We start from the raw sequence: 17,325 nt of genomic DNA, 5'->3' as shown, positions 1-17,325 counted from the left end.
GGGGCACGGCACCATGCGAGGCCACCACGCCACCACCCCCGCAGGCGACCGAAAGCTTGTCCGCCCAGGCGCCGGCCGTGGCCGCCGCACCGGCCGCTCCCGCGTATCCGGCCATGGCAGAGGCAGCCCCGCCGCCGGCAATGCCGGCACCCGCGGCACCGCCGGCGGCCGCGCCGCGGGCAGACTTCGCGCGCAAGGCCGCGCCACCGATGGCGGCCGCACGCGCCCCCGCGGCGCACACCGCATCAGGCATGGTCGTGTCGATCCAGGACGACCCCGAGGCTACGGCCGCGCGCATGCCGGCGGCGGCATCGGTCACGCTGCTGGCGGCCGAACCGGACAGTGAGGCAATCAGGGAATGGGCAGGACGGCTGTGGCAATCGATGCCGGCGGCGCAACGCCCGCCGGTGCCATTTGCCGTGCAGGCCGACCGCACGCTGGCCCCGGGCCAGGTGCGCATCGAGCTGCGGCACGGCGCGCCGCAATGAGCGCGCCGCTGTGCTGGTGAGTGCGGGGTCAGCGCGTGGTGAACGACCAGCTCAGGTCCACCGGCTGTGAACCCAGCCGGCCGGTGACGCGCACGCTGTAGCGCTGCTGGCTGGCCAGCGGCGCCACCGGCGTGCAGATCGCCAGGCCGCGTGCGGCGCTGGAGAGGCCCGACGAGCGGCTGTCGACCTTGAGGCAGTTGACGTTGTTGCCTTGCGCGTCGGTGATGACGAAGTTGTCGGCATCGAACTGCAGCGAGGTGTTGATGGCCTGCAGCGATACCGGATAGCCCACGGTCTTGCCCTCGTAGCCCGGCGCGGGATTGGGGCTTTCCGAGTTGACCCAGCTGGCCGGCACGTCGGCCTGGCCGTTGTACGGATAGGCCACCATCTGGTTGTCGCTGCCGCCCTTCGATGCATCGGCCAGGTCGATGGTCTGGTAGTAGCTGGCCGAGGTGCCGCTGCCATCAGGGCCCACGCGCTCGGCAAAGCCGCTGCCGGCCGAGCCGTAGCTGCCCAGCAGCGCGGCGCGGTGGAACGGCGCGTTGACCAGGTCCGACACCAGCGCGTCCTTGGGCGACATCGACAGCTGCGCATTGGCAACCGAAGTCCAGCGGTTGGCACCGGCCACCACTTCCGCGGTGGCGTTGGTCGGATAGGCGGCCTGGATGCGCTCATTGGGCGTGGCGCCGGTATAGCCCGGCTTGCCGCTGGTCTCGTCGTGGGTCAGCGTGGCGTTGGCCAGCATGTAGGCAGTGTGGTTCTGCGCCACGGTATTGAGCGGATCGCGTGCCGCCAGCGGCGGCAGGCCCACCTGCTCGCGCCGATAGTTGGCGTAGCACAGGCCGGCGCTGCGCGGCTCTTCCAGCACGCGGTAATTGCTGACCGCACTGCCGCGCGCCGGCAGCAGCGAGATGCCGCCGCCCGCCGCGGGTGCCGGCGCCGTGCCGCTGACGGTATAGCAGGCACCTGCAGTGACAGGCGTGCCGGAACTCGGGCCGGAAGGCGCGCTGGCCGGCCCGCTCGCTTGCGATGCGCCCGACGAAGCAGCGCCGTCGCCGCCATCGCCACCACCGCCGCCACATGCGGACAGCGCCAGCGCCGCGGCGGCGCAAAGGGTGGTCAGGGCGAGCGTGGTGCGCCGCGCGCGTCGCGGCGGCATGGATTGGTGATCAGCAAGCAAGCGTTTCCCGGTCATCGTTCTGAATCGTCGTGGTCATCGGAGGAAGGAACCTGCCCCGGGGGATCCGCAGGCGCGGACAGCCGGCGCGGCAACCATCGCCAGCACCGTGCGGACACGGGCTCGCGGCGGCGGCGCCGGGGGCAGAAAGACCGGACGATGGTATGGGCGCGGACCGGGAGGGTCTAGCCCATGAACAATTCCTTACGTGTGACCCGCGCGCGCCGCACCGGGGCGCCGCGGGGGTCGCTTGCGGTGCCCGCCGTGCGGGCGCGGAGGCACTTAGCTGGCGGAGGCTACGTCGGCCATGCCGGTGCCGAGCGCGGCCATCACCGCCATCAGCTGCTCGCGCAGCCAGCGGTTGGCACCGTCGTTTTCGCCGCCCGCATGCCAGTACAGGTGCAGTTCCAGCGAAGGCACCTTGAACGGCAGCGACAGCAGGCGGTTGGCATAGGGCTCATTGGCGATGCGCGCATAGCGCAGCGGCAGCGTGGCCAGCAGGTCGGTGCAGCTGACCACGCGGCACGCGGCCGCGTAGTGCTGGCAACGCAGGCGCACGCGCCGCGTCAGGCCCATGCGGTGCAGGGCCTGGTCTTCCAGGCCGGCACCGCGGCGGCGCGACGACACGTGCACATGCTCGGCCGCGAGGTAGCGCTCGAGCGTCAGCTCCTTCTTCACCAGCGGATGGTCGCGCCGCGCCAGCACCACCATCGGATCGGCCATGAACGGCGCGTGGTGGATGGCGGGCGAGACCGGCAGCAGGATGTCCAGCGCGGCGTCCAGCGTGCCGGCCAGCAGCTCGGATTCCATCTCGCGGCGGTCGAAGCGGATCGCGGCAATCTCCACCTGCGGCGCCATCGCCGTGACGCGCGCCATCAGCGGCGGCAGCAGCGTGGATTCCAGCGCGTCGCGCATGCCGATGGTGAAACGCCGCACGGTATTGGTGGGATCGAAGTGCGGCGTATCCTGCAGCGTGCGCGCGAACGATTGCAGCGCGCTGCGCACCTCGGCGGCCAGCGAGCGCGCCAGCGGCGTGGGCGCCATGCCCTGCCCGCGCCGCTCGAACAGCGGGTCGTCGAACAGCGTGCGCAGCCGGCCCAGCGCATGGCTGACCGCGGGCTGCGTCAGGTTGAGCTGGCGCGCGGCCGCGGTGATGCTGCCTTCGCTGTAGATGGCGTCGAACACCACGAAGAGATTCAGGTCGATGCGGGAGAGCTGCATGCCGGGGATTCTGTCACGGAATGCAGGGAATTGATACTGGCAAATCCAGAAAATTCATTTTTCTTATTACCAGCTTTCAGATAGAGTGCATTCCATCGGCCCATGCCGCACTGATGCCGAGGCCAACGAGGCGCCGCCGCCCACCCCGGCGTCCACTGATTCCGTAGCGAGGAGACCACATGGATTTCGAATACAGCCCGAAGGTCAAGGAAATGCAGGCCAAGCTGCTGGCCTTCTTCGACCAGCACATCTACCCGAACGAAAAGCGTTTCGCCGCGGAGATCGACGCCAACCGCCGCGCCGGCAACGCCTGGGTGCCGACCAAGGTGATCGAGGAACTGAAGCCGCTGGCACGCGCGGCCGGCCTGTGGAACCTGTTCCTGCCGCGCTCGCCGCGCGCCCCGCAGGGCCTGTCGAACCTGGAATACGCCACGCTGTGCGAAATCATGGGCCGGGTGCCCTGGTCGGCCGAGGTCTTCAACTGCGCGGCCCCCGACACCGGCAACATGGAGACGCTGGAGCGCTATGCCTCCGAGGAACTGAAGGACAAGTGGCTCGAGCCGCTGCTGGCCGGCGAGATCCGCTCAGCCTTCCTGATGACCGAGCCGGCGGTGGCCTCGTCGGACGCGACCAATATCGAATGCCGCATCGAGCGCGACGGCGACCACTACGTGATCAACGGCACCAAGTGGTGGTCGTCGGGCGCGGGCGACCCGCGCTGCAAGGTCTACATCGTGATGGGCAAGACCAATCCCGACGCCGGCCGCCATGAGCAGCAGTCGATGATCGTGGTGCCGGCCGATACCCCGGGCATCACCATCAAGCGCTTCCTGCCGGTGTTCGGCTACGACGACGCGCCGCACGGCCATATGGAGATCGAGCTGAAGAACGTGCGCGTGCCGGCCTCGAACATCCTGCTGGGCGAAGGCCGCGGCTTCGAGATCGCGCAGGGCCGCCTGGGCCCGGGCCGCATCCACCACTGCATGCGCAGCATCGGCGTGGCCGAGCGCGCGCTGGAACTGATGTGCAAGCGCGCACTGTCGCGCGTGGCCTTCGGCAAGCCGGTGTCCAGCCAGGGCGTGACGCAGGAACGCATCGCCGAAGCCCGCTGCGAGATCGAGATGGCGCGCCTGCTGACGCTCAAGGCCGCGTACATGATGGACACCGTGGGCAACAAGGTGGCCAAGGCCGAGATCGCCATGATCAAGGTGATCGCCCCCAACGTGGCGCTGAAGGTGATCGACTGGGCCATCCAGGTCCATGGCGCCGCCGGCGTCTCCAGCGACTTCCCGCTGGCCAACTGGTGGGCGCACCAGCGCACGCTGCGCCTGGCCGACGGCCCGGACGAGGTGCACCGCAACGCCATTGCCAAGCTGGAGCTGGCCAAGCACATGAACCTGAATCCGGACGACATCAGGATGCCGGTGGCACGCGGGTTCTGACCGCCTGGCAACGCCGCGGGGCTTCGGCCCTGCCGGCAGTATGGAAAACGCGCAGCCAGTCTGCGCGTTTTTTTCTTCTGTGCTTAAATCGCCCGGTTCGCCACGTCAGTGGTTGATGTGGCCATCCCCAACGATCGCAGCCAGGAGATCTTTTGCGATGATCGACGTCTACACCTGGGCCACGCCCAACGGCCACAAAGTCCACATCATGCTGGAAGAATGCGGCCTGGAGTACAAGGTCCATCCGACCAACATCGGCGCCGGCGACCAGTTCGGCGAGGACTTCCTGAAGATCAGCCCCAACAACAAGATCCCGGCCATCGTCGACCCCGACGGCCCGGACGGCAAGCCGATCTCGCTGTTCGAATCGGGCGCCATCCTGCTCTACCTGGCCGGCAAGACCGGCAAGTTCCTGCCCGCGGACGTGCGCGGCAAGTACGAGGCGCTGCAGTGGCTGATGTTCCAGATGGGCGGCGTGGGCCCGATGCTGGGCCAGGCGCACCACTTCCGCATGTACGCGCCCGAGAAGATCGAGTACGCGGTCAACCGCTACACCAACGAGGCCAGGCGCCTGTATGGCGTGATCGACACGCAGTTGTCAAAGCACGCCTACCTCGCCGGCGAGCAGTACACCATCGCCGACATCGCCACCTTCCCGTGGCTGCGCAGCTGGCAGAACCAGGGCGTGAACCTGGACGACTACCCGAACCTGAAGCGCTGGTTCAACGAGATCGCCGAGCGCCCCGCGGTCAAGCGCGGCGTGGAAGTGCTGGCCAGCGCGCGCAAGGCGCTGCAGGACGACAAGGCGCGCGAGGTCCTGTTCGGCGCCACGCAATACAAGCGGCACTGAGCACGGCACTGCGGCGGCCGGGGCGCTGGCCCCGGCTGACCCGCCTGGTATCAGACCGGCGCCAGCGCGTGGCACGCAATCGCATACCCGTCCGCGCGCCGTCCGCCGCGCGCCGCAACACCAACCTCGACGTCATCGCCCGGCCCGAAGCAGCACAGCAGGCCGGTGCCCGGCAACAGCACGTCGAGCCGGCATGACTCGTGCGGGTCCGGCGCGTAGAGCGTGCCGGGCTGCAGGAAGGCCATGTCTCCACCGGCCCGCACCAGCGCGCCATGCCAGTGCAGGCCGATGGCGCCGCGGTAGCACAGCGCCCAGCGCAGCCCGCGCGCCTGCAGCCGCTGCGCCCAGTCATCGCCCGACTGGTCCAGCTGGATGAACTCCGGCCGCATGCCCTGCTCCGGCTGCGGGCCCTCTGCCCGTACCTCCTCTGCCGGCAACACGTGCATCCCCGCCACCCCCTCGGCGCCATTGGCCCCGACCGCGGCAATGCCGCCCAGCGCGCAGTGCCACCCGCCCGCAGGCAGCACCACCGGCCGCGAGGCATCGGCCGGCCCTTGCGGCACGGTGCGCACGAGGATGGAGTCGACCATCGCCTGCACCTGCATCGGCACGCCTGGCGCAGGCGCAAACAGCTCGCCGCCGCCCATCAGCAGGCAGCCGCGCCCGGGCGACCACAGCCGCAGGCCCCCGCGCAGGCAGCCCCACCATTCATGGCAGTCCGCGGCAAATTCAGCCTGGGTCTCGCCGGCGCAGAGAAAGACGTAGTCGCAGGTGCTGCCGAGGCCGGCAGCAGCGGCAAGCAAGCGTGACTGGAACCCGGGAATGAAGTCCGACGGCGCGTGGCGGTCGGCATGGAGGGCGCGCATCTGCGCCTCGAACAGCGTGAAGATCTGCATGGCAATCCCCCTGCAGGGCGACAGGCCGCAAGGCGGCTGTCCGCGCAGCTCGGCGCACGCATGACAGCGTTGCGCGCAGCATTGCGCAGTGGCCCGTTTGGCTCGGCCATGCAGGCCGTCCGGTTGATGCCATCGTGTCGCGCCATTTTGCCTGGCGCACCCCTCAATTTGCGGGTCGGACACCGATAGTGAGGAAGAGGATAAGTTGTCGTGGCCTCAAGGTCAAACCCTTAGCCTCAGACCACTCCGAACCTTTCACGACCCCATGACTTCTCGAAATCTCAGACTATTCGGATTGCATCTTGCCTGGCTACGCAAGCAGCGGGGCTGGTCCCAGGAAACCCTGTCGCTTGAGAGCGGGCTGTCGCGCTCATACCTGAGCGGCATCGAAAGCGGCAAGCGCAACCTGGCGCTCGCCAACATCTGCAGGCTGGCCGAGACGCTCGCCGTGCCAACCCCGGAGATGCTCGACTTCAGCCGCCATGACGCCAGCCAGCTGCAGGTGGAACAATCGCGCGCGCCCTTCGGCAACCGCCAGCGCGCGGCGATCGAGGCCACCGTGCGCCATATGGCGGAGCTGACCGAGCCCGAGCTGAACCTGGTGGCCGCGGTGGCGCGGGCGCTGGCGGGCAAGGGCAGCTTCCGCCCGTCGCTGACTCACGCCACCAACGCCGCGCCCGATGCCAAGGGCGACAGCGCAGACTAGACGCCCAGCATGCCCTGCCGTTCGATAAAGCGGATCACCTCGTCCAGGCCCTGCCCGGACTTGACGCTGCCCATCACGAACGGCCGGGCGCCGCGCATCTTGCGCGCATCGCTCTCCATCACTTCCAGCGATGCCCCGACGTATGGCGCCAGGTCCGTCTTGTTGATCACCAGCAAGTCGGACTTGGTAATGCCCGGCCCACCCTTTCTCGGAATCTTCTCACCGCCGGCTACGTCGATGACGTAGATCGTCAAATCAGAAAGTTCTGGGCTGAAGGTGGCAGCGAGGTTGTCGCCGCCGGACTCGATGAAGACCACGTCAGCATCCGGGAAGCGCGCCAGCATGCGGTCCACCGCCTCCAGGTTGATCGAGGCGTCCTCGCGGATCGCGGTGTGCGGACATCCGCCCGTTTCCACGCCCATGATGCGTTCCGCCGGCAACGCGCCGGAGATCGTCAAGAGGCGCTGGTCTTCCTTGGTGTAGATGTCGTTGGTGATGGCAACCAGGTCGTAGCGGTCGCGCATCGCCTTGCACAGCATTTCCAGCAGCGTGGTCTTGCCGGAGCCAACCGGGCCGCCGACGCCGACGCGCAGCGGAGGGTTCTTCTTGGTACGGGCCTGGGTCATGGTGCGGTATGGGTTCAGGATCGGAACAGCCGGGAGTACTGCGTTTCGTGGCGCGCGGAAAGCAGGCCCAGCATCGGGGAAAAGGTGGAGAGTTGCGGCGGCGTGGCGTCGGCGCGGCGCGCGGCTTCATCGACCGTGTCGAGCACCGCGCCGTGCAGGCGCCGCAGCATGTGCTGCCCCGCCACCTGGCCCAGCGGCACCGCCTTGATCGCCGCGGCGACCTGGTTCTCGGCCCAGTTGAAGCAATAGGCGGCGAGGCCGTCGCGCGCCTCGACCTGCAGCGCCACGCATGCCGCAGTGAACGCCGTCGGCAGGCACACCGGCGACAGCGCCGCCAGCGTCTCGCGCAGCACGGGCGCGCCCCACTCCATCTGCGCAATCAGCCTGGACAGCGACCAGCCCATCTGCTCGGTCTCAAGCCGCAACTCGGAAGTCTCGCGCGTGGCGCGGAACCAGTCGCTCCATGTCCGCACCTGCGCGGCATCGCCCGCTTTCCAGCAGCGATGCAGCAGCAGCCACAACGGCGCTTCGCATTGCGCCTGCACATGCAGCAGGTTGTCGCGGATCCATCGTTCTGCGCTCGGCGCATCGTGCACGCTGCCACAATCGATCGCAGCCTCCAGGCCTTGCGAATAGCTGAAGCCGCCGATCGGCAGCGATGGCGATGCCAGGTGCAGCAGCGAGATCAGTTGGGGCAGGCCGGTCATGGCACGCAATCAATGCTTGTGTCCGCAATGCTCGTCGTGGACATGGTGCGGATCACCGTGATCGTGGGAATGACCCTGTCCATGCGAATGCCCGTGCTCGTGCCCATGATGCTCATGAAACACCGCCTGCGCCGCCGCATAGTCCTCCGCAAACGTCGCATCGTGCCCATGCCTGTGCCCGCCGCCATAAGCCCCCGCCTCCGGCTCGAACGGCAGCTCGGCACGTTCGGCGCGCACGCCCAGCCGTTGCAGCATGTCCGCCAGCACCGCGTCGTATTCCAGCCGCAGGTAGTCGCGCCCGATCTCCACCGGCGTATGGCGGTTGCCAAGGTGATAGGCCGCGCGCATCAGCGCATGCGGGTCTTCCGCGCGCACTTCCAGCACCGCCTCGGCAGCGGCCTGCACTTCCACGAAGCTGCCGTCTTCGGCCACCAACAGGTCGCCGCCGCGCAGCACGGTGCCGCGCGGCAGGAACAGCGCGGCTTCGTCGCCGTTGTCGAGCACCGCGCGCAGGCGGCTCTTGCTGCGTTCGGCGAAGGGCAGGACCAGCTTGGGCGAGCGGCGCACCAGCACGGGCGCGATGCCGTGCGGGGCGCTCAGGAGTTTGTCGATCTTCAGCATGGGCGATGCGGGGCGCGGGCCCCGGCCAGTCAGAACAGGAAATAGCGCTGCGCCATGGGCAGCTCGGTGGCGGGCTCGCAGGTCAGCAACTGGCCGTCGGCAACGACCTGGTAGGTCTCCGGATCGACCGTGACGTGCGGTTGCCAGTCATTGTGCACCATGTCGCGCTTGCTTACCGTGCGCGTGCCGCGCACCGCCGACAGCGTCTTGGCCAGCCCGTAGCGCTCGCCGATGCCGGCCGCCAGCGCCGCCTGCGACACAAAGGTCAGCGACGAACGGTGCAGCGCCCCGCCGGCCGAAGCAAACATTGGCCGGTAGTGCACCGGCTGCGGCGTCGGGATCGACGCATTGGGATCGCCCATCGCGGCCGCGGCAATCATGCCGCCCTTCAGGATCAGGCTGGGCTTGACGCCGAAGAACGCCGGACGCCACAACACCAGGTCGGCCCACTTGCCGACTTCAACCGAGCCCACTTCATGGGCAATGCCATGCGTCAGCGCCGGGTTGATGGTGTACTTGGCGACATAGCGCTTGACGCGGAAGTTGTCGTGCCCGCCGCGCGCATCGTTGGGATCGCCCGGCAGCTTGCCGCGCTGCAGCGCCATCTTGTGCGCGGTCTGCCAGGTGCGGATGATGACCTCGCCGACGCGCCCCATCGCCTGCGAGTCGCTGGAGATCATCGAGAACGCGCCCAGGTCGTGCAGGATGTCTTCGGCGGCGATGGTCTCGCGGCGGATGCGGCTTTCGGCAAAGGCGATGTCCTCGGCAATCGACGGGTCCAGGTGGTGGCACACCATCAGCATGTCGAGGTGCTCGTCCAGCGTGTTGACCGTGTACGGGCGCGTCGGGTTGGTCGACGACGGCAGCACGTTGGCCTCGCCGCACACCTTGATGATGTCGGGCGCATGGCCGCCGCCTGCGCCTTCGGTGTGGTACGTATGGATGGTGCGGCCCTTGAAGGCGGCGATGGTCGCTTCAACGAAGCCGGCTTCGTTGAGCGTGTCGGTATGGATCGCCACCTGGGTGTCGGTTGCGTCCGCCACCGACAGGCAGGTGTCGATCGCCGCCGGCGTGGTGCCCCAGTCCTCGTGCAGCTTCAGGCCGATGGCGCCCGCTTCCACCTGCTCCAGGAGCGGCCCCTGCTGGCTGGCGTTGCCCTTGCCCAGCAGGCCGATATTCATCGGGTAGGCATCGGCCGCCTGCAGCATGCGCTCCATGTACCACGGCCCAGGCGTCACGGTGGTGGCGAAGGTGCCGGTGGCCGGCCCGGTGCCGCCGCCGATCATGGTGGTGACACCGCTCATCAGCGCTTCTTCGATCTGCTGCGGGCAGATGAAGTGGATATGACTGTCGATGCCGCCTGCGGTGACGATCATGCCCTCGCCCGCGATCACCTCGGTGCCCGGCCCGACCACGATGGTGACGCCCGGCTGGATATCCGGATTGCCGGCCTTGCCGATCGCCGCGATGCGCCCGCCCTTCAGGCCGATATCGGCCTTGACGATGCCCCAGTGGTCAACGATCAGCGCATTGGTGATGACGGTGTCGACGCAGTCCTTCGCCATGCGCTGGCTCTGCCCCATGCCGTCGCGGATCACCTTGCCGCCGCCGAACTTCACTTCCTCGCCATAGATGGTGAAGTCTTTCTCGACTTCGATGATGAGCCCGGTATCGGCCAGCCGCAGGCGGTCACCGGTGGTCGGGCCGAACATCTCGGCATAGGCCTGCCTGGAGATCTTTGCCATCACAGCGCTCCCATGATCTTGCCGTTGAAGCCATAGACGATGCGGTCGCCGTCCAGCGCCACCAGTTCCACCGTGCGCGTCTGGCCGGGCTCAAAGCGCACCGCGGTGCCGGCGGCAATATTCAGCCGGAAGCCGCGCGCGGTTTCGCGGTCAAAGGCCAGCGCCGCATTGGTCTCGTAGAAATGGAAGTGCGAGCCGACCTGGATCGGCCGGTCGCCGGTATTGGCCACCGTCACGCTGACCGTGGCGCGGCCGGCATTCAGTTCGATCTCGCCGACGGCGGGCATCAGTTCACCGGGGATCATGACGATTCTCCTCAGGCCGCCAGCAGGCTGGCGCCATACAGCGCCACGCCGGCACCCGCCGCGCGGGCCAGCCAGCCGGCATGGCGGCGCAGCAACGCGCCGGCGCCGATGCCCAGCAGGTGCAGCGCCATGGTGGCGGCCGCAAACCCGCCTACGTATGCGAGTACCGCAGGCAGCGCGCCCGCAGTGGCGGGCAGTTCGGCCCCGTGGGCGTAGCCGTGGAAGATGGCAAAGCCGCCGACCAGCAGCGTACCGGCCCACGCCGGCAGCTTCGCGCGCAGCGCCAGCAGCAACCCGATCACCAGCAACGAGGCCGAGATCATCGGTTCGACTGCGGGCAGCGCCACACCGGACAGGCCGATTGCAGCCCCCACCAGCATCAGCGCCACGAAGGCCAGCGGCAGGCGCAGGGTGTCGGCGGCCGAGCGGGCAATCAATGCGCTCCACACGCCCACCGCCGCCATCGCCAGCAAATGGTCGGCGCCGGTGAAGGGGTGCGCCAGGCCGGCCCACAGGCTGGCGCTGACGGTGGCGGCATCGTGGCCGGGATGCGCCAGCGCGGCGCCGGCGGCAACGGTCAGGGAAGTGCCCAGGGCAAGGCGCAGGCAGGCGGTACGGTTCATGTCGGCTCTCGGGTTGGTCTTGTTATCGCGGTCCAGAATCGGAATCGGTCATGCTCAGACAATGGGATGGTGGACGGTCACCAGCTTGGTGCCATCCGGAAAGGTGGCCTCCACCTGGATCTCGGGGATCATCTCGGCCACGCCATCCATCACGTCCTCGCGGCCCAGCACGGTGGTGCCCTCATGCATCAGCTCGGCCACGGTGCGGCCATCGCGCGCGCCTTCCATGATGGCGGCGGTGATCAGCGCCACCGCTTCCGGGTAGTTCAGCTTCAGCCCGCGTGCCTTGCGCCGCTCGGCCAGCAGCGCGGCGGTGAAGATCAGCAGCTTGTCTTTCTCTCGCGGCGTCAGTTCCATCTCTTGTTCCTGGTTTCCTGTGTTCGGTTGTCTCTGTTGGCGGCCTACGTGGCCCACAGCCGCAGCGGCCGCGCCGCGACACCGTGGATCGGCATGCGCAGCGCCTGCCAGCTGTCGACCATGACGTGGCGCACGGCTTCCATGTGCCGGCCCAGCACGCGCAGCAGCAGCATCGACTGGCCGTTGGCGGCCAGGCAGGTCACGCCGGCGCGCAGCTCCGGCGTATAAGGCAGCTGTTCGGCCAGGGCTTCGGCCAGTTCCTGCGTCGCGCCCTCGCCTACCGCCCACAGCGTGCCCAGCACATTGAGTCCATCGAGGCCGGCTACCGCGGTGCGCAGCGGCGACTCGGCTTCAAGATGCGATTGCTCGATCCACAACGCGCGTTCGCCCGTGCCGATGCGGGTATCCAGCCACAGCGCGCCGCTGGCCCACTGCTCGCCCGATGCCTGCCGGCCCAGCACCACCGCATCCCAGCCGATCGCGCTGCCGCCGGGCGCGACGTCGAGCACGGTCGAAATCCGCGCACGGGCGTCGTCGAAGACGATGTTCTCCTGCGGCAGCCAGTCCAGCCGCGCGCCTGCGCCCACCGTCAGGCGCACATGCTGCGCCGCCTCGCGGCCGAGCGACTTGTACCACTTGGTGGCACCCGGCGTGGCCAGCACGGCGTGCGCGCCAGCCTCCACCGTCACGTCGATATCCAGGCTGTCGCCGCCTGCCACGCCCGCTGGTGGATGCAGGATCACCGCATGGCAGATGCCGCCTTCCGGGTACAGCGGCTTCTGCACCAGCAGCGGCCCCTGGTGGCGCCGCTCGGTCAGCGCGGTGCGTTCGCCGCGCTGCGCAAAGCGCAGCCGCAGGGTCGCCTGCCATGCGGCGGGCACGGTGAGCGATGAAGGAAGATCGGGATGGCGCATGGCAAGGACAGCCGACGGAGGCGCGCGCGCAATGGCGGGAATTGCAAGCAATCATAGCGCGCTGCCTGGCTTCGCGTAAGCAGCGTATGACCCACAAATCCCGGCGCTGCCGCGCAGCCGCCCTACACGGCGATCAACTCCCGCACGCCGTCCTGCTCCATGCTGGCGCCGGCACCCCGCGCCACCACTTCGCCGCGGCTCATCACGACATAGTGGTCGGCAATATGCCGCGCGAACTCGTAGTACTGCTCGACCAGCAGCACCGTCATGCCGAACTCGTCGACCAGCAGGCGCAGCGCCCGGCCGATGTCCTGGATGATGGAAGGCTGGATGCCCTCGGTGGGTTCGTCCAGGATCAGCAGGCCCGGCTCGCTCATCAGCGCGCGCCCGATCGCCAGTTGCTGTTGCTGGCCGCCGGACAGGTCGCCGCCGCGGCGCAGCCGCATGGTGCGCAGCACCGGGAACAACTGGTAGATCCGGTCCGGCACGCCTGAAGGCCGCGCCCGGCTGGCGGCGCCGATCAGCAGGTTTTCTTCCACCGTCAGCCGCGGGAAGATCTCCCGGCCCTGCGGCACATAGGCCAGCCCGGCGGACACGCGCTCATATGGCGCCTTCTTCTCCAGCGCCTGCCCTTCCCATTGGATGCTGCCGCTGCGCGTGGGCACCACGCCCATCAGGCACTTGAGCAGCGTACTCTTGCCCACGCCGTTGCGGCCCAGCAGCGTGGTCAGCTTGCCGGCGGGCACGTCGAAACTGACATTGCGCAGGATATGGCTACCGCCGTAGAACTGGTTCAGTGCATTGACCTGCAGCATGCTTATCTTCCCAGGTAGGATTCGATCACGCGCTCATCGCGCTTGACGCTGTCGAGCGTGCCTTCGGCCAGCACGCTGCCCTCGGCCAGCACCGTGACCTGGCCGGCATCGCCCGCGAGCGCTGCGACGAACTCCATGTCGTGCTCGACCACCATCATCGAGCAGCTGCCGCGCAGGCCATTGAGCAGCGCCGCCAGCTGCATGGTCTCTTCATCGGTCATGCCGGCCACCGGCTCGTCCAGCAACAGCAGCTGCGGCTGCTGCATCAGCAGCATGCCGATCTCCAGGCGCTGCTTCTGCCCGTGCGACAGCAGCCCGGCGGGCCGGTAGGCCTCGGCCTCCAGTCCGGTCAGCGCCAGCGTTTCCTCGATGCGGCGATGCCCCTCGGCCGTCAGCCGCGCGCGCAGCGACGACCACCAGCGCTTGTCGGCCTTCATCGCCAGTTCCAGGTTCTCCCACACCGCGTGCTGCTCGAACACCGTCGGCTTCTGGAACTTGCGGCCGATGCCGACCTGCGCGATGCGCGGCTCGGTCATCCGCATCAGGTCGATGGTCTGGCCCAGGAACACGCGCCCGCTGACATTGGCATTGCGCGGCCCGGTCTTGCCGGTGATGACATCCATCATCGTGGTCTTGCCGGCCCCGTTGGGGCCGATCACGCAGCGCAGCTCGCCATGGTCGATCGACAAGGTCAGCTTGTTCAGCGCGCGGAAGCCGTCGAACTGCACCGTCAGGTCTTCCAGGTACAGGATCGGCCCGTGCGAGACGTCGATGGTGCCGGGTTCGACGATGCGGCCCAGGCCGGTGGCGTCGCCGCTTTCGGCCTGGCCGTGCTGGAGTGCGGCATTCATGCTTCACCTCCGGTGCGTCCTGCCACGGCGGGCGCGGAAACAGGGTCTGCAGCGGCTGGTGGTATGGCCGCGCGCCGCTCGCGCAGCCGGTTCCACAGCCCGGTCACGCCATCGGGCAGGTACAAGGTCACCAGCACGAACATCGCGCCCAGCAGGAACAGCCAGTATTCGGCAAAGTGGGCGGTGAACAGGGTCTTGGCACCATTGACCAGGAACGCGCCGATCACCGGCCCGATCAGCGTGCCGCGCCCGCCCACGGCGACCCACACCGCCATCTCGATCGAATTGCCGGGCGACATCTCGCCGGGGTTGATGATGCCCACCTGCGGCACGTACAGCGCCCCCGCGATGCCGCACAGCACCGCCGAGAAGGTCCACACGAAGAGCTTGTAGCCCAGCGGGTTGTAGCCGGAGAACATCACCCGCATCTCGGCATCGCGCACCGCGGTGACCACGCGCCCGAGCTTGGACGTGACGATGTAGCGGCAGGCGATGAAGCCCGCCAGCAGCGCCAGGAAGGTCAGCACGAACAGCGCCGTGCGCGTCTGCGGCGCCGCAATCGCAAAGCCGGCAATGCGCTTGAAGTCCGTGAAGCCGTTGTTGCCGCCGAAGCCGGTCTCGTTGCGGAAGAACAGCAGCATCGCCGCATACGTCATCGCCTGCGTGATGATCGACAGGTACACGCCCTTGATGCGCGAGCGGAACGCGAAGAAGCCGAACAGCCAGGCCAGCACGCCCGGCACCAGCACCACCAGCAGCAGCGCATAGCCGAGGTGCTCGGTGCCGTGCCAGAACCACGGCAGCTCCTTCCAGTCGAGGAACACCATGAAGTCCGGCAGTTCGCTCTTGTACACGCCCTCGCGCCCGATCGATCGCATCAGGTACATGCCCATGGCGTAGCCGCCCAGCGCGAAGAACAGCCCGTGGCCCAGGCTCAGGATGCCGCAGTAGCCCCACACCAGGTCCAGCGCGATCGCCGCCAGCGCAAAGCACATGATCTTGCCGACCAGCGTCAGCGCATAAGCCGACAGGTGCAGCGGATGCCCCTCCGGCAACACCAGCGCACACACCGGCACGCCGATGCCGACGATCACCACCAGCGCCGCAAGCACCAGCCAGCCGCGCGGCGAGAACAGCGCCTGCCGCTCCGGCACCGCTAGCCGGAACGCGGTGGCGGAAGAATTCGATTGGACTCGCTGCATCATGCCTCCGCGCTGCGCCCCTTGAGCGCGAAAAGTCCCTGCGGCCGCTTCTGGATGAACAGCACGATCAGCACCAGGACAAAGATCTTGGCCAGCACCGCGCCGTAGAAGGGCTCGATGAACTTGTTGATGATGCCCAGCCCGAAGGCGCCGACGATGGTGCCGGCCAGCTGCCCGACGCCGCCCAGCACCACCACCATGAACGAATCGATGATGTAGGCCTGGCCCAGGTCGGGGCCGACATTGCCGATCTGCGACAGCGCGCAGCCGCCCAGCCCGGCAATGCCGGCGCCGAAGGCAAAGGCGTAGCTGTCGACCTTCCAGGTGCGCACGCCGACGCAGGCCGCCATGGTGCGGTTCTGCGTGGTGGCGCGCACGAACAGCCCCAGCCGCGTGCGGTTCAGCACCGCCCACGCCACCGCCACCACCGCCAGCGCGAACAGGATGATGACAATGCGGTTGTACGGGATCACCAGGCCCGGCATCCATTCGATGCCGCCGCTCATCCACGCCGGGTTGGCCACTTCCACGTTCTGCGCGCCGAACAGCGTGCGCACCGCCTGCATCAGCAGCAGGCTCACGCCGAAGGTGGCCAGCAGCGTTTCCAGCGGGCGGCCGTACAGGTGGCGCAGCACCAGCCGCTCCAGCACGAAGCCCACCAGCGCGGCGGCCAGGAACGAGGCCGGCAGCGCCGCCGGCAGGTACCAGTCGAACGCACCCGGCGCGTAGGCGCGGAACAGCGACTGCACCACATAGGTGGCATAGGCGCCGATCATCAGGAATTCACCGTGCGCCATGTTGATGACGCCGATCAGGCCATAAGTGATGGCCAGCCCGAGCGCGGCCAGCAGCAGCACGCTGCCCAGGCTCAGGCCGGCGAACAGGTTGCCGATCAGCTCGGCGCGGCGCTGGTCGCTGCGCAGCGTGTCCAGCGCCTGCTGCGCGGCCAGGCGCACGTCGGCATCGGGCTCGCGGTAGTTGCCGGCGCTGTCGCGCTCCACCAGCGGCGCCAGCTTCTGGCGGCTCTGCGGGTTGCTGTCGCTGCCGAGGATGCGGATGGCTTCAAGCCGCGCGTCATGCGCTGCGGGGTCGGCCGGCTCGGCCAGCACCAGGTTGGCCCAGATCACGTCCAGGCTGGTGCGCAGGCCGGCATCGGCCTCGTTCTTGCGCGCGGCTTCGACCGCGGCGCGCGAGGCGCTCTCGGGCTGGTCGCGCAGCGTGGCGATGGCCTGCGCGCGCACCGCGATATCGGGCGACTGCAGCAGCAGGCTGCTGGCGGCGCTGTCGACCAGCGCGCGCAGGCTGTTGTTCAGGGTCAGGGATTCGAGCTCGTCGGCTTTCACCGCGACCGGCTTGCCGGTAATGGCATCGACGGTCTTGCCGCCATCCTGGCGCACCATGCCGACCGACGGCGCATATTGCAGCGCGTCGTCCTGCAAGGCCTTCAGGATCGGACCGGCCTGTTCCGGCGAGGCCTTGGCCAGCGCGGTCAGCGCCGCGGTCTTGGCATCGAAGTCGTCTTCGGCCAGCGGCTTCAGCTCGGCCTGCGTCAGCGCCGCGGCCCACGGCGCAGCCGCCAGCAGCAGCGCCGCCAGCAGGGCGTGCAGCCATGGCAGGATGGAAACGGATAAGGGATTGCGCATAGGTGCTGGCGAGTTGCGGAATGAGTGTTTGGGGAGAAGGCAGGTGTCCATGACGAAGCGAGTGCCATCTGGCTGGCAAGCGCCTGCCCTCTCCCCCAGCCCCTCTCCCGCAAGCGGGAGAGGGGAGCCAACCGGC

At 68.4% G+C, this 17,325-nt stretch carries 18 protein-coding genes and 1 pseudogene; 4 read left to right on the top strand and 15 right to left on the bottom strand.

The genetic code is table 11. The features are described from left to right. Positions 1–488: pseudogene (locus tag AC3WLE_RS13620) on the top strand (hypothetical protein); the annotation flags it as partial. Positions 489–516: 28 nt separating this feature from the next. Here the strand turns inward: AC3WLE_RS13620 and AC3WLE_RS13615 are convergent. Both AC3WLE_RS13615 and AC3WLE_RS13610 read right to left on the bottom strand, forming a co-directional pair. Continuing rightward, positions 517–1,683, bottom strand: coding sequence for a CAP domain-containing protein (locus AC3WLE_RS13615; RefSeq protein ID WP_492352044.1), 1,167 nt, complete (start codon positions 1,681–1,683; stop codon positions 517–519). A gap of 264 nt (positions 1,684–1,947) precedes the next feature. Next, positions 1,948–2,886 (bottom strand): LysR family transcriptional regulator, encoded by a 939-nt coding sequence (locus AC3WLE_RS13610; RefSeq protein WP_492352043.1) that lies wholly within the window; start codon positions 2,884–2,886, stop codon positions 1,948–1,950. Positions 2,887–3,065: 179 nt separating this feature from the next. Here AC3WLE_RS13610 and AC3WLE_RS13605 point away from each other — a divergent pair, with 179 nt between their 5' ends. Both AC3WLE_RS13605 and AC3WLE_RS13600 read left to right on the top strand, forming a co-directional pair. Continuing rightward, the gene (locus AC3WLE_RS13605) at positions 3,066–4,328 is read left to right on the top strand and encodes an acyl-CoA dehydrogenase family protein (RefSeq protein ID WP_010809091.1); all 1,263 of its coding nucleotides are present in this window, start codon (positions 3,066–3,068) and stop codon (positions 4,326–4,328) included. A gap of 157 nt (positions 4,329–4,485) precedes the next feature. Continuing rightward, positions 4,486–5,178, top strand: a complete 693-nt coding sequence (locus tag AC3WLE_RS13600; protein ID WP_492357019.1) for a glutathione binding-like protein — start codon at positions 4,486–4,488, stop codon at positions 5,176–5,178. 50 nt (positions 5,179–5,228) lie between these two features. Here AC3WLE_RS13600 and AC3WLE_RS13595 read toward each other — a convergent pair whose 3' ends face one another. After that, on the bottom strand, positions 5,229–6,074 hold the full coding sequence (locus AC3WLE_RS13595; protein WP_492357020.1) for a hypothetical protein: 846 nt from the start codon (positions 6,072–6,074) through the stop codon (positions 5,229–5,231). Between the two features lie 265 nt (positions 6,075–6,339). Here AC3WLE_RS13595 and AC3WLE_RS13590 point away from each other — a divergent pair, with 265 nt between their 5' ends. Then, positions 6,340–6,780, top strand: a complete 441-nt coding sequence (locus AC3WLE_RS13590; protein ID WP_492321687.1) for a helix-turn-helix domain-containing protein — start codon at positions 6,340–6,342, stop codon at positions 6,778–6,780. On the opposite strand, the gene ureG is transcribed toward AC3WLE_RS13590, so the two are convergent. From ureG to urtB, 12 genes are all read right to left on the bottom strand, one after another. Continuing rightward, entirely contained in the window at positions 6,777–7,406 is a 630-nt protein-coding gene (gene ureG / locus AC3WLE_RS13585) for an urease accessory protein UreG (protein WP_013956047.1), read from the bottom strand. The genes AC3WLE_RS13590 and ureG overlap by 4 nt on opposite strands. A gap of 14 nt (positions 7,407–7,420) precedes the next feature. Beyond that, positions 7,421–8,113, bottom strand: a complete 693-nt coding sequence (locus tag AC3WLE_RS13580; protein WP_492352041.1) for an urease accessory protein UreF — start codon at positions 8,111–8,113, stop codon at positions 7,421–7,423. Between the two features lie 9 nt (positions 8,114–8,122). Further along, on the bottom strand, positions 8,123–8,734 hold the full coding sequence (gene ureE, locus AC3WLE_RS13575; RefSeq protein ID WP_492352040.1) for an urease accessory protein UreE: 612 nt from the start codon (positions 8,732–8,734) through the stop codon (positions 8,123–8,125). 29 nt (positions 8,735–8,763) lie between these two features. Then, complete coding sequence (gene ureC / locus AC3WLE_RS13570; protein WP_269148705.1) at positions 8,764–10,482, bottom strand: urease subunit alpha; 1,719 nt, start codon at positions 10,480–10,482, stop codon at positions 8,764–8,766. After that, positions 10,479–10,784: an urease subunit beta gene (locus tag AC3WLE_RS13565; protein WP_492357021.1), complete on the bottom strand. Its 306-nt coding sequence runs from the start codon at positions 10,782–10,784 to the stop codon at positions 10,479–10,481. Before AC3WLE_RS13565 ends, ureC begins: the two co-directional genes overlap by 4 nt. Positions 10,785–10,795: 11 nt before the next feature. Further along, positions 10,796–11,407 (bottom strand): HupE/UreJ family protein, encoded by a 612-nt coding sequence (locus AC3WLE_RS13560; protein ID WP_492352039.1) that lies wholly within the window; start codon positions 11,405–11,407, stop codon positions 10,796–10,798. A 54-nt stretch (positions 11,408–11,461) separates the two neighbouring features. After that, positions 11,462–11,764 carry an urease subunit gamma gene (locus AC3WLE_RS13555; RefSeq protein ID WP_010809101.1) on the bottom strand — a complete coding sequence of 101 codons (303 nt, stop codon included), beginning with the start codon at positions 11,762–11,764 and terminating at the stop codon, positions 11,462–11,464. A gap of 44 nt (positions 11,765–11,808) precedes the next feature. Continuing rightward, positions 11,809–12,678, bottom strand: a complete 870-nt coding sequence (locus tag AC3WLE_RS13550; RefSeq protein ID WP_492352038.1) for an urease accessory protein UreD — start codon at positions 12,676–12,678, stop codon at positions 11,809–11,811. A 122-nt stretch (positions 12,679–12,800) separates the two neighbouring features. Beyond that, positions 12,801–13,493: an urea ABC transporter ATP-binding subunit UrtE gene (gene urtE, locus AC3WLE_RS13545; protein ID WP_013956039.1), complete on the bottom strand. Its 693-nt coding sequence runs from the start codon at positions 13,491–13,493 to the stop codon at positions 12,801–12,803. 2 nt (positions 13,494–13,495) lie between these two features. Next, the gene (gene urtD, locus AC3WLE_RS13540) at positions 13,496–14,344 is read right to left on the bottom strand and encodes an urea ABC transporter ATP-binding protein UrtD (protein WP_010809104.1); all 849 of its coding nucleotides are present in this window, start codon (positions 14,342–14,344) and stop codon (positions 13,496–13,498) included. Next, positions 14,341–15,546 (bottom strand): urea ABC transporter permease subunit UrtC, encoded by a 1,206-nt coding sequence (urtC, locus tag AC3WLE_RS13535; protein WP_492352054.1) that lies wholly within the window; start codon positions 15,544–15,546, stop codon positions 14,341–14,343. The genes urtD and urtC overlap by 4 nt, the downstream gene beginning before the upstream one ends. After that, entirely contained in the window at positions 15,546–17,189 is a 1,644-nt protein-coding gene (gene urtB, locus AC3WLE_RS13530; protein WP_492321681.1) for an urea ABC transporter permease subunit UrtB, read from the bottom strand. The genes urtC and urtB overlap by 1 nt, the downstream gene beginning before the upstream one ends. Positions 17,190–17,325: the final 136 nt, after the last annotated feature.

The sequence above is a fragment of the Cupriavidus sp. FW306-1B-F12B genome, from assembly GCF_058781795.1.
Note: the sequence above shows the minus strand (reverse complement) of the source record. Positions and strands in the feature narration are given on the sequence as shown.

Bases quoted from the DNA above. Each gene is read 5' to 3' on its own strand.
- AC3WLE_RS13615 (WP_492352044.1), bottom strand. From the start codon at position 1,683: ATGACCGGGAAACGCTTGCTTGCTGATCACCAATCCATGCCGCCGCGA.
- AC3WLE_RS13610 (WP_492352043.1), bottom strand. From the start codon at position 2,886: ATGCAGCTCTCCCGCATCGACCTGAATCTCTTCGTGGTGTTCGACGCC.
- AC3WLE_RS13605 (WP_010809091.1), top strand. From the start codon at position 3,066: ATGGATTTCGAATACAGCCCGAAGGTCAAGGAAATGCAGGCCAAGCTG.
- AC3WLE_RS13600 (WP_492357019.1), top strand. From the start codon at position 4,486: ATGATCGACGTCTACACCTGGGCCACGCCCAACGGCCACAAAGTCCAC.
- AC3WLE_RS13595 (WP_492357020.1), bottom strand. From the start codon at position 6,074: ATGCAGATCTTCACGCTGTTCGAGGCGCAGATGCGCGCCCTCCATGCC.
- AC3WLE_RS13590 (WP_492321687.1), top strand. From the start codon at position 6,340: ATGACTTCTCGAAATCTCAGACTATTCGGATTGCATCTTGCCTGGCTA.
- ureG (WP_013956047.1), bottom strand. From the start codon at position 7,406: ATGACCCAGGCCCGTACCAAGAAGAACCCTCCGCTGCGCGTCGGCGTC.
- AC3WLE_RS13580 (WP_492352041.1), bottom strand. From the start codon at position 8,113: ATGACCGGCCTGCCCCAACTGATCTCGCTGCTGCACCTGGCATCGCCA.
- ureE (WP_492352040.1), bottom strand. From the start codon at position 8,734: ATGCTGAAGATCGACAAACTCCTGAGCGCCCCGCACGGCATCGCGCCC.
- AC3WLE_RS13565 (WP_492357021.1), bottom strand. From the start codon at position 10,784: ATGATCCCCGGTGAACTGATGCCCGCCGTCGGCGAGATCGAACTGAAT.
- AC3WLE_RS13560 (WP_492352039.1), bottom strand. From the start codon at position 11,407: ATGAACCGTACCGCCTGCCTGCGCCTTGCCCTGGGCACTTCCCTGACC.
- AC3WLE_RS13555 (WP_010809101.1), bottom strand. From the start codon at position 11,764: ATGGAACTGACGCCGCGAGAGAAAGACAAGCTGCTGATCTTCACCGCC.
- AC3WLE_RS13550 (WP_492352038.1), bottom strand. From the start codon at position 12,678: ATGCGCCATCCCGATCTTCCTTCATCGCTCACCGTGCCCGCCGCATGG.
- urtE (WP_013956039.1), bottom strand. From the start codon at position 13,493: ATGCTGCAGGTCAATGCACTGAACCAGTTCTACGGCGGTAGCCATATC.
- urtD (WP_010809104.1), bottom strand. From the start codon at position 14,344: ATGAATGCCGCACTCCAGCACGGCCAGGCCGAAAGCGGCGACGCCACC.
- urtC (WP_492352054.1), bottom strand. From the start codon at position 15,546: ATGCAGCGAGTCCAATCGAATTCTTCCGCCACCGCGTTCCGGCTAGCG.
- urtB (WP_492321681.1), bottom strand. From the start codon at position 17,189: ATGCGCAATCCCTTATCCGTTTCCATCCTGCCATGGCTGCACGCCCTG.